This window comes from Limimaricola variabilis, from assembly GCF_014195545.1.
In the GTDB taxonomy this organism is placed as follows: domain Bacteria; phylum Pseudomonadota; class Alphaproteobacteria; order Rhodobacterales; family Rhodobacteraceae; genus Limimaricola; species Limimaricola variabilis.
The window spans coordinates 74,643-88,653 of record NZ_JACIBX010000008.1 but is presented as its reverse complement, the minus strand read 5'-3'; the positions used below and the strand labels follow the sequence as shown (position 1 = coordinate 88,653).

Below are 14,011 nucleotides of genomic sequence, written 5' to 3'. Positions count from 1 at the left end.
CCGCGGAAAACCTTGCTAACGTGGCGTCATGCCGGACGCGCCTGTCATCCTTCGCCACGCCGATATCCTCGCCCCCGGCGAATGCGCCGCGCTGACCCGCGCCGCACTCTCGCCGGCGCGGCCCGCCCTGCACGGGCACGACTTCTTCGAGCTGGCCTGGGTGCAGAACGGCCGCGTGCGCCATCACCTGCCCGACGGGCGCGAGGATCTGGCCGAGGGTAGCGTGATCTGCGCGGGGCCGGGGCATCTGCACGGGCTTCAGGGCCGGGGCGAGCATGCGCTGGTGGTCTCGGTGACGCTGCATCCGGATCTGGTGACCGATCTCGCGCGGCGGCATCCCGACCTCGCCGGGCGGCTGTTCTGGTCCGGCGCTGCGGCGCCGGTGCGGCTGACCCGCGACAGCCGGCAGATGGCCGAGCTGAACCGGGCGGCGCTCAGGCTTGAGCGCGGGCGACGCGACGCGCTGGGCGCCGAGGCGTTCCTGCTGCCGATCATCTGCGGGCTGACAGAGGAAGAGGCGCCACTGCCCGCCCAGGCGCCGGTATGGCTGGCACGCGCCTGCGCGGCGGCGCGCGACCCGGCGGTGTTTCAGGAAGGCGCGGCAGGGTTCGCACGCGCGGCCGGCAAGGCGCATCCGCATGTTAGCCGGTCGATGCGGCGCTTCCTCGACATGTCGCCTTCGGACTGGATCAACGCGCAGCGGATGGACTACGCCGCGCGGCGCCTGACCGGCAGCGCCGACAGCCTGGCCGAGATCGCCGCCGAATGCGGCGTGCCGAACCTGTCGCACTTTCACAAGCTGTTCCGCGAGGCGCATGGCCAGACGCCGCAGCGGTTCCGGCGCGCGCGCCAGCGCGACGTGGTTCAGCCCTAGCGACCGCGCCGCCGCCGGATCGCATCACTCCATTCGGCCACGCGCCGGTCCCCCCGGTCGAGCCAGGGCGAGACATGCACGCGCGACCAGCGCCGCAGCCGCACGCCGACCGCCCAGATCACCGCGACGAGCAGCGTCAGCACGACGATGTTGAACCAGGGGATCAGCCGGACGTCCGGCCCGTCGACGGGCCGCACCGACAGCGCGTTGGGGTAGACCGACAATAGCGGGATGCGCCAGCCATAGTAGCGCATCGCCACCCACCGCGGATCGGCGGCGGTGGAAACAAGGTTGCGTGCCTCGGCCTGCAGGTTGGCGCTGTCGAACTTGAAATAGGGCGGCCAGCCGCCGCCGGTGTCCTCGTTGCGAAAGACCATCACGCCGCCATCGGCGCGCACCGTGTCGATGAAGCGCACGTCGCGCTCGACGGGGCCGGTCGCGGCGCCCCCTTCGGAGGCGGCCCAGAACACCGAATCGGGATCGATCCGCTCCAGCTTGATCTCGACCCCGGTGATCCGGACGATCTCGCGACGTGGCAGGTTGTAGTGCAGCAACGCCACCAGCAGCGCCGCCAGCGTTCCCCAGAAGATCCAGCCGATCCAGCGCATCGCGTCGCTCCTTGCCCGTGTCCCGATGGGTTAGCCCATTGGCGCCCCGACGGCTACCAGCTTGCCCGTCGCCAACGCCGGGGCAGCCCGGCCACCGACAGCACCAAGAGCGGCCCCCAGATCAACGCCGAGGCCGCACCGAGCCGCGCGAGGTGCAGCAGGAGCGATCCGTGCCCCGGCCGAACCAGCTCGGAGAGCGGCACGCCCTGCAGAAGGTAGAGGCCGAGAAACAGCGCCATCGACAGCGCCTGCATCGCCAGCGCCGCCGTCAGCGCCAGCCACAGCAGCGGCCGCACCCCTTCGGGAAACAGCCGCGCCAGAAGCCGGGGCACCGCCCAGCCGGCGAGGGCGAGGCCCAGCGCCGGCAGCACGAGGCCCCAGCCCATCTCAGTAGCCGAAGCTCTCGACGTTCGAGGCGGCGCCGAGTTGCGGCGGGCCGCTCTGCGCGGCGGCGGTGTAGATTTCTTCCGGCGGCACGTAGGTCGGCGGCAGCTCGCTGCCCCGGTTGGCCACGGCCTCGCCCTCGATCGCGATCGAATCCGCGCGGTTGCGGATCACCACCTTGGTGCCGAGCGGCACCTTGGGATAGAGGAAGATGACGTCGTGATTGAACATCCGGATGCAGCCGGCCGAACCCGAATTGCCGATCGAGGCCAAGTCGTTGGTGCCGTGGATCCGGTAATAGGTGTCGCGGTTGCCCTGGTAGAGATAGAGCGCGCGTGCACCCAGCGGGTTGGCGAGACCGCCCGGAACGCCGCCGGCATACTCGCCATAGATCTCCGGCTCGCGCCGCAGCATGTTCTGGGTCGGCGTCCAGCTCGGCCACTCCTGCTTGCGCTTGATGACCGTGTCGTAGGACATCGACAGGCCCTGACGGCCGACGCCGATCGGAAAGCGCCAGGCCATGCCGCCCGGCTCGATCCAGTAGAGCAGCTTGGCGTGCAGGTCGGCCTCGATCGTGCCGGCGGACTCGTAGCCCCGATAGGGCACGTAGGCGCGGCGGTTCAGCCCCTGGAGGTATTTCGGCGGCACCGGCGGCAGGCGGTACCCGGCATCCTCGATCAGGCCATAGCCATCGACGATCTGGCTCAACGGCACGCCGCCGATCTCCTGTTCGGACGAGGTGGCGACGGTGGTAGGCACCTGCGCCGCGCAGGCGGGCAGTACGGTCAATGCGGCCGCGCCGGTCAGCAGTCGACGGCGCGTGAGCGCGGGAGTATTGGACTTCATGAATGGCAGCCTTTGACGCAAGGTTTCCCGGCAACCTATCATCACGGTCCGGAACCGCAATGTTCGCGGTTCCCCGAAGGGCATTTGCGCCGGTAGGCGTGGCATTCGATGAATGGGAAGGGTGATGGCAGCGGAATCAGGGTTTTACGGCCGACGCCACTTCCCTGCCCCGTCTCATGGCGGGGCCAGCGGCGGTCAATTCTGCTTGAGCATGGCGCGATGAGGACAGGCCCGCGCAATGCCCTTACCGATGTTGCCGGGCTTCTGGTGGGGCAGGCCCACGACGCCGTGCTGCGCTCGGGCGTCACCGTCGTGACCGCCGAGGCGCCCTTCGCGGCCTCGGTCGCGGTGACCGGGGGCGCACCCGGCACCCGCGAAACCGAGTTGCTCGCCCCCGACAAGATGGTCCAGGGCGTCGACGCGCTGGTCCTTTCCGGCGGCTCGGCCTTCGGGCTCGACGCGGCGTCGGGCGTGGCCGAGGGGCTGCGCGCGATGGGGCGCGGCTTCGAGGCGGCGGGGCAGCGCGTGCCGATCGTGCCGGCCGCGATCCTGTTCGACCTCGGCAATGGCGGCGACAAGGGTTGGAGCGCGAACCCCTATGCCGCGCTGGGCCGCGCCGCACTCGAGGCGGCAGGGTCAGAGCTGGTTGAGGGCAGCCATGGCGCAGGTTTTGGTGCGACGACCGCGGATCTGCGCGGCGGCCTAGGCACGGCATCGGTCATGTTGGAGAGCGGCCACACGGTCGGAGCGCTGGTGGCGGTGAACGCGGTCGGGTCGGCCTGCATCGGCGGCGGCCCCCATTTCTGGGCGGCACCGTGGGAGGTCGGGGCGGAGTTCGGTGGGCTGGGTCCTGCCATGCCGCCGCCCGGTCCGCCGCCGACCAAGCTCGCCCGGCCGGGCGAGGCCACGACCATCGCCGTCGTCGCCACCGATGCAATACTCGACAAGGCGGGCTGCCTGCGGATGGCGGTGGCCGCGCAGGACGGCATCGCCCGGGCCCTGCTGCCCGCCCATACGCCGCTCGATGGAGATCTGGTCTTCGCCGCCGCGACCGGCGCGCGGCCGCTGGCCGAGCCCGTGACCGATGCGCTGTGGCTCGGCCATGCAGCGGCTGTCTGTCTCGCCCGCGCCATCGCCCGCGCGGTGTACCATGCCGCCCCGAACGGGTCGCAGCCGTGCTGGCAGGAACGGTTCGGCTGATCCCGCCGACCATTCCCGGCCATCACGGGCCTCGGCAAAAACCGAGATACGCGCGATGAGGGCGCTCGAGTTCAGCTCAGGAGCGCGGTCATCAGCGGGCTGTCGGGCTCGGCCAGCTCCTCGATCACGTCGAAATGGTGCCGCCCCGGCGCCTCGACCAACGGGCAGTTGCGCCGCCCGGCGAGCAGCCAGGCCTGTTCGATGAAGGCGGGCCGCTCGGCCGCGCCGACCCAGACCGTCATCGGCAAATCAACCTGATCGCGCAGCGCCGGGCTCTCCGCCTCGGCCTCGGCCATGTCGAGCCGCAGATCGTCATTCATCGTGGCCACGATCAGCGGCCGCAGGTCGGCCAGCGGCGAGATCGGCACGATCCGCTCCACCCGGTCGCGCCAGCCGGGCGCGAGATCGGCGCAGGCCATGCGCGCCACCAGATGCCCGCCCGCCGAATGCCCCGCGAGGCGCAGCTTGCCCGGCACCGCCCCGGCCACCGCGCCGATTGCCGCTTCGATTTCGCGGGTCATCGACGAAATGCGGGCCTCGGGCGCCAGGGTATAAGAGGGCATCGCCACGGCCCAGCCATGCGCCAGCGCGCCCGCTGCCAGATGCGACCATGCGCTCTTGTCGAAGGCGCGCCAGAAACCGCCATGCACGAACACCACCGTGCCGCGCGCCGGGCCCTCGGGGCGGAACAAGTCGAGCCGCTGACGTGCGCCATCGCCATAGGCGATTTCCTGCGGCGGATGGTCTTCGCGGAAGGCGGCGGCAGCAGCGGCCCAGCGCGCCGGATATTCCATGCCGCCGGGGATGTGGCTGGCATTGGCATAGGCCTCGTCGATCTCGGCGCGACTGGTCATCCTCGTCCTCCCTGTTCCGGGGCTGGACCTGCCCTACCCTCGCGGTGAAGGATGCGCCCGAACCTCTGGAGGACAAGTCATGCTCGACGACCGCACCGACATCAAGTCACTGCTCAAGCGCCCGGACCTGCTACGCGACCGCGCCTTTCTCGGGGGCAAGTGGGTCGCGGCCGAGGACGGCGCGACCTTCGAAGTCACCAACCCAGCCCGTGGCGACGTGCTGGCCTCGGTGCCCGATCTGAGCCGGGCCGAGGTCGCCCGCGCCATCGACACCGCCTATGCTGCGCAGAAGCCCTGGGCCGCGAAAACCGGCAAGGAGCGCGCCAAGATCCTGCGCCGCTGGTACGACCTGATGATGGAGCATCAGGAGGATCTGGCGATCCTGATGACCGCCGAACAGGGCAAGCCGCTGACCGAGGCCCGGGCCGAGGTGGCCTATGGCGCCAGCTTCGTCGAATGGTTCGGCGAGGAGGCAAAGCGCGTCTATGGCGAGACCATCCCCGGCCACATGCCCGACAAGCGGATCACCGTGATCCGTCAGCCGATCGGCGTCGCCGCCGGGATCACGCCCTGGAACTTCCCCAACGCGATGATCGCCCGCAAGGTCGCCCCGGCGCTGGCGGCCGGTTGCTCCTTCGTGATCCGCCCCGCCTCGCAGACGCCGCTCTCGGCGCTTGCCATGGCGGTGCTGGCCGAAGAGGCAGGCGTGCCCGAGGGCGTATTCTCGGTCGTCACCTCCGACAGCGCCTCGGAGATCGGCAAGGAGTTCTGCGAGAACCCAAAGGTGCGCAAGCTGACCTTCACCGGCTCCACCGAGGTGGGCCGCATCCTGCTGCGGCAAGCCGCCGACCAGGTGATGAAATGCTCGATGGAGCTGGGCGGCAACGCACCCTTCATCGTCTTCGACGACGCCGATCTTGATGCGGCGGTCGAGGGTGCGATCCAGTGCAAGTTCCGCAACAACGGCCAGACCTGCGTCTGCGCCAACCGGATCTACGTGCAGAAGGGCGTGCATGACGCCTTTGCCGAGAAGCTGAAGGCCGCGGTCGAGAAGCTGCGCGTCGGCGACGGGCTCACCGACGGCACCGATCTCGGTCCGCTGATCGAGCCGAAGGCGATCGACAAGGTGCGCGAGCACCTCAAGGACGCGCTCGACAACGGCGCCACCCTGCTCACCGGCGGCGAGGCGCACGACCTCGGCGGTCAGTTCTTTCAGCCCACGGTGGTCACCGGTGCGAAACAGGGCATGAAGGTGGCCCATGAGGAGACCTTCGGCCCCTTCGCACCGATCTTCGCCTTCGAGGACGAGGACGAGGTGATCGAGATGGCGAACGACACGATCTTCGGCCTCGCCTCGTATTTCTACGCCAAGGACCTCTCCCGCGTGACCAAGGTGGCCGAAGCGCTGGAATACGGCATCGTCGGCATCAACACCGGAATCATCTCGACCGAGGTGGCGCCTTTCGGCGGCGTGAAGCAGTCGGGGCTGGGCCGCGAGGGCTCGCGGCACGGGATCGAGGACTATCTTGAGATGAAATATCTCTGCGCATCGGTCTGACGGATCAGTCAACCGGCTGCCTGACGCAGGGGCATCCGCGCCCAGCACCTGTGCATCACCCCCTCCGGGGCCGGCGATCCGGCCTCGGAGGGGGTGATTGTCTCCTAATTGTCGCAGTCATGTTGCAGGATAGGTCGACGTCCGGTGCAGCCCCGTGGCGTCGTCTTTACGAGTTCTGCCCTTTGACGCGTGCCGTGGAAGTCCCCCCGGGGCTTCCACGTGCGCGTCAAGGCAGTTCGGCCGAGGGGATGATCGGGAAGAATACCCCGCCCGAGCGCACCCCGAACCAGTCCTCGCCCTCATACGGCGCCGTCTCGCCCAGCTCGACCAGCCGGTAGAAGCTCTTGCGGTCGATCAGCGCCTCGAGGCCCGAGCGGATCTCGACATAGGGGGCGGGCTCTCCGGTGGCGGCGTCGCGCACCACCCGGATCGGGTGCTCCGGCCCGGCCAGCGCCCACTCGCCCAGATTGGTGGTGAAGCGCAGGTCGTCGCCGACGCGCGCGACGTCGACCGCGACGAAGGGCGCGTCCTCGACGACGATGCCGACCTTCTCGACCGGGGTGACGAGGAAATGGCGGCCCTCCTCGCGCTTGAGGATCGAGGCGAAGAGCTTGACCATCCGCTCGCGCCCGATAGGCGTGCCCTCGTGGAACCAGGTGCCGTCGCGGGCGATGCGGATGTCGATCTCGCCGCAATAGGGCGGGTTCCACAGATGCACCGGTGCCGGTCCCCGTGCGCCCGCCTTTCCGGCCGCGGATGCGAGGCTTTCCGCCGATGGTGCGGCCGATCCCTCACCGTTCTTTGTGTTTGCCATCCCTACCCGTCACGGTATCTGCTGAGACCGCGATAGTAGATCAGGACGGGAAGGCTGTCATGCCCGAGCAGATGAACGACACCGATCTCCTTGCCGGGATCGAGGCGCTGGGCGACCGGCTGGCCCTGGCCCGCGACAGCGTGGCGCGGCGCTTCGTCGGCCAGGAGCGGGTGGTCGAGCTGACGCTGTCGGCGCTGCTCTGCGGTGGCCATGCGCTGCTCGTGGGCCTGCCCGGTCTGGGCAAGACCCGGCTGGTCGAGGCGCTGTCGACGGTGATGGGACTCGACGGCAACCGCATCCAGTTCACCCCCGACCTGATGCCCGCCGACATCCTCGGCTCCGAGGTGCTCGAGACCGGCGCCGACGGCTCGCGCGCCTTCCGCTTCATCGAGGGGCCGGTGTTCTGCCAGCTGCTGATGGCGGATGAGATCAACCGCGCCAGCCCGCGCACCCAGTCGGCGCTGCTGCAGGCGATGCAGGAACGCGAGGTGACCATCGCCGGGCAGCACCGCCGGCTCGGGCCGCCCTTCCACGTGCTGGCGACTCAGAACCCGCTGGAGCAGGAGGGCACCTATCCGCTGCCCGAGGCGCAGCTCGACCGGTTCCTGTTCCAGATCGACGTGCCCTACCCCGACCGCGACACCGAGCGGGCGATCCTGCTGGCCACCACCGGCATCGAGGAGGCCGAGGCGCAGGCGGTGTTCTCCGCCAGCGAGCTGATCGACGCCCAGCGCCTGCTGCGCCGGATGCCGGTGGGCGAGAACGTCATGGAGCTGATCCTCGACCTCGTCCGCGCCTGCCGTCCCGATGGGGCCGAGGCGTTGTCCGAGATCCGCGAGTCGGTGAGCTGGGGACCCGGGCCGCGCGCCGCGCAGGCGCTGATGCTCGCGGTGCGTGCCGAAGCACTGCTCGATGGGCGGCTGGCGCCGGGGCCGCAGGACGTCGCCCGGCTCGCCGTGCCGGTGCTGGAGCATCGCATGGCGCTTGGCTTCGCGGCCCGCGCGCGGGGCGAAACCCTGCCCGGGCTGATCGAGCGCGCGGCGGCGCAGGTGACGCGGGTCGAGGCGGCGGCGTGACCGCCGCGGCGGCCCCGGACAGCACGACGCTCGGTCTCCGGAGCCGGGCCGAACACCTCGCCGCTCCGCTGCCGCCGCTGCTCGCGGAGGCCGAACAGCTCGCCCGCACGGTGCTGATGGGCGAGCATGGCCGCAGGCGCGCCGGCGCCGGCAGCAATTTCTGGCAGTACCGGGCGGCGCAGCCGCACGACACCGCGCGCGCCATCGACTGGCGCCGCTCCGGCCGTGCCGACCAGACATTCGTGCAGGAGAAGGAATGGCAGATCGCCCAGAGCGTCGCGCTGTGGGTCGATGACGGCGCGGCGATGCGCTTTGCCTCGACCGTTAAGCTGGCGCCCAAGGGCGACCGGGCGCGGCTGGTGGCGCTGGCGCTGGCGGTGCTGCTGACCCGGGGCGGCGAGCGGGTCGGCCTCGCCGATGCCCGACTGCCGCCGCGGCGCGGCGCGGGCCAGCTGACCCGGCTCGCCGCGCTGCTGTCGCAGGATGCGGAGGGCGATCACGGCGTCCCGCAGGCGCGCGATCTCGCGCCGCGCTCCCGCGCGGTGCTGGTCTCGGACTTTCTCGGCCCGGTCGAGCCGGTCGAGGCGATGCTGACCGAGGCGGCCGATCGCGGCGTGCAGGGCGCGCTGCTGCAGGTGCTCGACCCGGCCGAAGAGGCGTTTCCCTATGATGGCCGCACGATCTTCGAGAGCATGACCGGCGCACTGCGCCACGAGACGCTGAAGGCGGGCGATCTGCGCGACCGCTATCTCGAACGGCTGGCCCAGCGCCGCGACCGGCTGGCAGGCCTCGCGCGGCTCACCGGTTGGCAGTTCTCCACCCATCGCACCGATACGAGCGCCGCCGCCGCGCTGCTGTGGCTCTACGCGGCGCTGGAGCGGCGCTGATGTGGAGCCTCGGCCCTGTCGGTTTTCTCTCGCCCTGGCTGCTGGCCGGGCTGGTGCTGCTGCCGGTGCTGTGGCTGATCCTACGCGCGGTGCCGCCCGCGCCGCTGCGCCGCCGCTTCCCCGGCGTGGCGCTGCTGCTGGGGCTCGACGACCGCGAGAACCAGTCCGACCGCACGCCCTGGTGGCTGCTGCTGCTGCGCATCCTCGCCGTCGCTGCCGCGATCATCGGCTTCGCCGGGCCGGTGCTGAACCCAGCCGAGCGCCCGGCGCCGGGCAGCGGGCCGCTGCTGGTCGTGGCGGACGGCACATGGGCCGACGCCCGTGACTGGCCGGTGCGGATCGAGCGGATCGAGGCGCTTCTCTCCGAAGCGCGCCGCGCCGGTCGTCCCGCCGCCGTCACGGTGCTGACCGATCTGCCCGACGAGATCCGCTTCGATCCGGCCGAGGCGGTGCTTGGTACCCTGCCCGGCCTCGCCCCGAAACCGTGGGAGCTCGATCCGCAGGCCCTCTCGGCGTGGAGCGACGGGCTGGAAGGCCGGTTCGAAACGGTCTGGCTGTCGGACGGCCTCGCCCGCGAAGGGCGCGAGGACCTGCTGGCAGCGCTCGAATCCCATGGCGAGGTGCGGGTGATCCAGACCCCGCGCCGGATCCTCGCGCTGCGCCCACCAGTGCTCGACGGCGCCGAGATCGCGCTCGAAGCGGTCCGCACCCCGACCGGCGGCGCGGCGCAGGCCGATGTGGCGGCGCATGGCCTTGACCCGGCCGGGGTCGAGCGGCGGCTGGCCACCGCGACCCTCGACTTCGCCCCGGGCGAGGCGGTCGCGCGCGCCGCCCTGTCGCTGCCGCCCGAGCTGCGCAACCGTGTCACCCGTTTCGAGATAGAGACCGCGCGCTCCGCCGCTGCCGTCGCCCTCACCGACGACGCGCTGCGGCGCCGCGAGGTCGGGCTGGTGGAGAGCCGCGCGGCACGCGAGGCCGGCGCGCTGCTCTCGCCGCTGCACTACCTGCGCGTGGCGCTCGCGCCGCAGGCGGACCTCGTCTCGGGCGATCTCGCGACGCTGATCCCCGCCAATCCGGACGTGATCGTGCTGGCCGATGCCGGCAGCCTGCCGCCCGCCGAGGCCGAGGCCCTGCAGGACTGGGTCGATGCGGGCGGGCTGCTGCTGCGGTTCGCGGGCCCCCGCCTCGCCGCGTCGGACGCCGGGCGCGCCGGGGACGACCCGCTGATGCCGGTGCGGCTGCGCGCCGGGGGCCGCTCCGTTGGTGGCACGATGAGCTGGGGCGAGCCCAAGACCATCGCCCCCTTCGACACCGACAGCCCGTTCCATGGGCTGGCCGTGCCCGGGGACGTCACCGTGCGGGCGCAGGTCGTGGCCCAGCCCGGCCCCGAGCTCGCCGCGCGTGTCATCGCGCAGCTTTCGGACGGCACGCCGCTGGTCACACGCAAGGAACAGGGCGACGGGCAGGTCGTGCTGTTCCACGTCACCGCCAATGCCGAGTGGTCGTCACTGCCGCTCTCGGGGCTGTTCGTGTCGATGCTCGAACGTCTCGCCATCTCCGCCCGTACCGAGGCCGACGCGGCCGCCGATCTCGCCGGCACCAGCTGGCAACCGGCCGAACTGCTCGACGCGCAGGGCCGGCTGACTGCCACCGACACCCGCGCCGCCGTGGCCGGCGAAGACCTGGCCCGCGGAGAGCTCGGCCCCGAGCTGCCGCCAGGCCTCTACGAGGGCGAGGCCGGGCGCTTCGCGCTCAACGTCACGCGGGCCGACACCACCCTCGCCCCGGCCCGCTGGCCGGCCCGGATTGCGGTCGAGGGGCTCGATCGTCCGGCGGAACGTCCGCTCGGCGGCGCGCTGCTGGCGCTGGCCGTGGCGCTCATGGCGCTCGACACGCTGGCCTCGCTCGCGGTCGGCGGGCGGCTGCGCCGCGGCGTCGCCCTGCTGCTGCTGGCGCTGCTGCTGCCGCCCGTCTCTGAGGCGCAGGCGCAGGCAGGCGTGCCGGCCGAGGCGCGGATGGATCCCGGCGTCGAGGCCTTCGCCCAAGCGGCCACCGGCTCGGTGGTGCTGGGCCACGTGCTGTCGGGCGATCCGCAGGTCGACGAGATTGCCCGCGCCGGGCTCGAGGGGCTGGGCCGGACGCTGTGGCAGCGCACCTCGGTCGAGCCCGCCGCGCCGATGGCCGTCGATCCCGAGACCGACGAACTGGCCTTCTTCCCTCTTCTCTACTGGCCGGTCACAGCCGAGACCCCGATCCCCTCCGGCGCAGCCTATGACAAACTCAACGCCTATCTGCGCGGCGGCGGCATGATCGTGTTCGACACCCGCGATGCAGGCATCGCCGGGCTCGGCACGACCACGCCCGAAGGGCGGCGGCTGCAGGCGATCGCCCGGCCGCTCGACATTCCGCCGCTCTCGCCGGTGCCGGAGGATCACGTGCTCACCCGCACCTTCTACTTGCTGCAGGATTTTCCCGGACGCCATCAGGGCCGTGCCGTCTGGGTCGAGGCCGCCCCCGACGAGGAACCGACGCCGGGCATGCCTTTCCGCAATCTCAACGACAACGTCACGCCGGTGGTGATCGGCGGCAATGACTGGGCCTCGGCCTGGGCGATGGACGAGATCGGCATGCCGCTCTACCCGGTCGGGCGCGGCATGGCGGGCGAGCGCCAGCGCGAGATGGCGTTCCGCTTCGGGGTGAACTTGGTGATGCATGTGCTGACCGGCAACTACAAATCCGACCAGGTACACGTGCCGGCGCTGCTCGAAAGGCTCGGCCAGTGAACGGCACGGTGATCTTCGACCCGCTCCTGCCCTGGGCCGCGCTGGCGGCGCTGGCGGCGCTCACCATCCTTGCGGCGGCTCTGGCACTGTGGCGCGGCCTGCCGGGCTGGTGGCTCCGGGTGCTGGCGGGGCTGGCGCTGATCCTCGGCCTGTCGAACCCGGCGCTCCGGCGCGAGGAACGCCAGCCGCTGTCTGACATCGTGGTGGCCGTCGTCGACGAAAGCGCGAGCCAGGGCCTGTCGGACCGCCCGGCGCAGGCCGAGGCGGCGCTCGAGGATCTGCGCCGCAAGGTCGCGGCGCGCGAGAACACCGAACTGCGCGTGGTGCGGCTGGGCGACGCGCCGGAGGATGGCGGCACGCAACTCATGGGCGCGCTGTCCGAGGCGCTGGCCGAGGAACCGGCGGGCCGGGTCGCGGGGATCGTGATGCTGACCGACGGACGGCTGCACGACGCGGCGCGCGCCCCAGATCTGCCGGCGCCTGCGCATGTGCTGCTGACCGGTCGGGAAAGCGACTGGGACCGTCGGCTAGTGGTGCGCAACGCCCCCGCCTTCGCCATCCTGGGCGAGGAAGTCGAGCTGACGCTACGGGTTGAGGACAGCGGCGCCGCTCCAGCCTCCGGCGGCACCGTGCCGTTGACCATCGCCGTCGATGGCGGCGAGCCGATGCGCTTCGAGGTGCCGCTCGGTCGCGACATCCGCCTGCCGGTGGCGCTGCCGCATGGCGGCATGAACGTGCTGCAATTCGCCACGCCCGAGGTCGAGGGCGAACTGACCGCGCGCAACAACCAGAGCGTCGTGCAGATCAACGGCGTGCGGGATCGCTTGCGGGTGCTGCTGGTCTCGGGCGAGCCCTATGCGGGCGAACGGACATGGCGCAACCTGCTGAAATCCGACCCCTCGGTCGATCTCGTGCATTTCACCATTCTGCGCCCGCCCGAAAAGCAGGACGGCGTGCCGGTCGAGGAGCTGTCGCTGATCGCCTTCCCGACCCGCGAGCTGTTCATCGAGAAGATCGACGAGTTCGACCTGATCGTCTTCGACCGCTACCGCCGGCGGGGCATCCTGCCATCCGAGTATTTCGCCAATGTCGCCCGCTACGTCGAGGAAGGCGGCGCGGTGCTGGTCACGGCCGGGCCGGAATATGCAGGCGTCGACAGCATCTTCCGCAGTCCGCTGGGTTTCGTGCTGCCGGGCGCGCCCAGCGCCCGGGTGGTCGAACGGGCCTTCCGCCCCGAGCTGACCGAGCTTGGTGCGCGCCACCCGGTCACCGCGGGGCTCGCCGATCCCTGGCTCGATGCCGAGGACGCGCCGCTGGAGCCGCATTGGGGCCGCTGGTTCAGGCAGGTGCAGATCGACCCGACCCAGAGCGCCACCGTGGCGCTCACCGGGCCCGGCGGGCCGCTTCTGGCGCTCGACCGCGTCGGCGACGGGCGGGTGGCGTTGCTGGCTTCCGACCAGGTCTGGCTCTGGGGCCGGGGCTATGATGGCGGCGGGCCGCAGCTCGATCTGCTGCGCCGGCTGGCGCATTGGATGATGAAGGAGCCGGAGCTTGAAGAAGAAGCGCTCTGGGCCGAGCCCTCGGGGCTGACCATGCGGATCGTGCGCCGGTCGCTGGCCGAGAAGATCGGCCCGGTCAGCGTGACCGGCCCCGATGGTGGCGAGACCGAAGTGCCGCTCGAGGAAACCGAGCCGGGCCGGTTCGAGGCGATCTGGGCCGCGCCGATGATGGGACTCTACCGGCTTTCGGAGGGGGACCAGTCGGCGGTGATCGCCCTCGGCCCCGCCGCCCCGCGCGAATTCGAGGAGACCACTGCCGATGGCGCGGTGCTGGAGGAGATCGTCGCCCCCGCGCGCGGCGGCATCAAGGCGATCGAAGAGGGCCTGCCTGCCCTGCGCGAGGTCCGGCCGGGCCGCCCGGCCGCCGGGCGCGGCTGGATCGGGATCACCCCGCGCGGTGCCTACCGCACCCTCGACCTCACCATGATCCCGCTGGTCCCGGCCTGGGCGATGCTGCTCCTGGCGGCGGCGCTGATGATCGGCGCCTGGCTGCGCGAGGCGCGGCGCTAGGCGGGGCTGACCAGATGTCATGAGGAACGGCGGATCGGCGCGCCCCGCCGCCGCCTCA

General features: G+C 71.4%; 12 protein-coding genes. 7 read left to right on the top strand and 5 right to left on the bottom strand.

Going from position 1 to position 14,011, the window contains the following annotated elements; genetic code table 11:
- The first annotated feature begins 28 nt into the window (after positions 1 to 28).
- A complete protein-coding gene (locus FHS00_RS11480; RefSeq protein ID WP_183473454.1) occupies positions 29 to 874 on the top strand; it encodes a helix-turn-helix transcriptional regulator in 846 nt (281 codons plus the stop codon).
- Here FHS00_RS11480 and FHS00_RS11475 read toward each other — a convergent pair.
- From FHS00_RS11475 to FHS00_RS11465, 3 genes are read right to left on the bottom strand one after another with little or no spacing between them, the layout of a single operon-like run.
- Positions 871 to 1,482 (bottom strand): DUF1523 family protein, encoded by a 612-nt coding sequence (locus FHS00_RS11475; protein WP_183473451.1) that lies wholly within the window; start codon positions 1,480 to 1,482, stop codon positions 871 to 873. The two genes, FHS00_RS11480 and FHS00_RS11475, sit on opposite strands and share 4 nt — an antisense overlap.
- Before the next feature lie 53 nt (positions 1,483 to 1,535).
- Positions 1,536 to 1,868 carry a hypothetical protein gene (locus tag FHS00_RS11470; RefSeq protein ID WP_183473448.1) on the bottom strand — a complete coding sequence of 111 codons (333 nt, stop codon included), beginning with the start codon at positions 1,866 to 1,868 and terminating at the stop codon, positions 1,536 to 1,538.
- Between the two features lies 1 nt (position 1,869).
- The gene (locus FHS00_RS11465) at positions 1,870 to 2,712 is read right to left on the bottom strand and encodes a L,D-transpeptidase (protein WP_183473445.1); all 843 of its coding nucleotides are present in this window, start codon (positions 2,710 to 2,712) and stop codon (positions 1,870 to 1,872) included.
- Positions 2,713 to 2,931: 219 nt separating this feature from the next.
- Between FHS00_RS11465 and FHS00_RS11460 the strand changes: the two genes are divergently transcribed.
- Positions 2,932 to 3,912: a P1 family peptidase gene (locus FHS00_RS11460; RefSeq protein WP_183473442.1), complete on the top strand. Its 981-nt coding sequence runs from the start codon at positions 2,932 to 2,934 to the stop codon at positions 3,910 to 3,912.
- A 71-nt stretch (positions 3,913 to 3,983) separates the two neighbouring features.
- Here the strand turns inward: FHS00_RS11460 and FHS00_RS11455 are convergent, their stop codons facing one another.
- Positions 3,984 to 4,766, bottom strand: a complete 783-nt coding sequence (locus FHS00_RS11455; RefSeq protein ID WP_183473439.1) for an alpha/beta hydrolase — start codon at positions 4,764 to 4,766, stop codon at positions 3,984 to 3,986.
- Positions 4,767 to 4,845: 79 nt separating this feature from the next.
- On the opposite strand from FHS00_RS11455, the gene FHS00_RS11450 reads away from it, so the two are divergent.
- Positions 4,846 to 6,324: an NAD-dependent succinate-semialdehyde dehydrogenase gene (locus FHS00_RS11450; protein ID WP_183473436.1), complete on the top strand. Its 1,479-nt coding sequence runs from the start codon at positions 4,846 to 4,848 to the stop codon at positions 6,322 to 6,324.
- 226 nt (positions 6,325 to 6,550) lie between these two features.
- Here FHS00_RS11450 and FHS00_RS11445 read toward each other — a convergent pair whose 3' ends face one another.
- A complete protein-coding gene (locus tag FHS00_RS11445) occupies positions 6,551 to 7,138 on the bottom strand; it encodes a DUF1285 domain-containing protein (protein ID WP_183473433.1) in 588 nt (195 codons plus the stop codon).
- A 59-nt stretch (positions 7,139 to 7,197) separates the two neighbouring features.
- Here FHS00_RS11445 and FHS00_RS11440 point away from each other — a divergent pair, with 59 nt between their 5' ends.
- From FHS00_RS11440 to FHS00_RS11425, 4 genes are read left to right on the top strand one after another with little or no spacing between them, the layout of a single operon-like run.
- A complete protein-coding gene (locus tag FHS00_RS11440; RefSeq protein ID WP_246391269.1) occupies positions 7,198 to 8,214 on the top strand; it encodes an AAA family ATPase in 1,017 nt (338 codons plus the stop codon).
- Positions 8,211 to 9,101, top strand: coding sequence for a DUF58 domain-containing protein (locus tag FHS00_RS11435; RefSeq protein WP_183473431.1), 891 nt, complete (start codon positions 8,211 to 8,213; stop codon positions 9,099 to 9,101). The genes FHS00_RS11440 and FHS00_RS11435 overlap by 4 nt, the downstream gene beginning before the upstream one ends.
- Complete coding sequence (locus FHS00_RS11430) at positions 9,101 to 11,884, top strand: DUF4159 domain-containing protein (RefSeq protein WP_183473428.1); 2,784 nt, start codon at positions 9,101 to 9,103, stop codon at positions 11,882 to 11,884. Before FHS00_RS11435 ends, FHS00_RS11430 begins: the two co-directional genes overlap by 1 nt.
- The gene (locus FHS00_RS11425) at positions 11,881 to 13,953 is read left to right on the top strand and encodes a hypothetical protein (RefSeq protein ID WP_183473426.1); all 2,073 of its coding nucleotides are present in this window, start codon (positions 11,881 to 11,883) and stop codon (positions 13,951 to 13,953) included. The genes FHS00_RS11430 and FHS00_RS11425 overlap by 4 nt, the downstream gene beginning before the upstream one ends.
- Positions 13,954 to 14,011 lie beyond the last annotated feature (58 nt).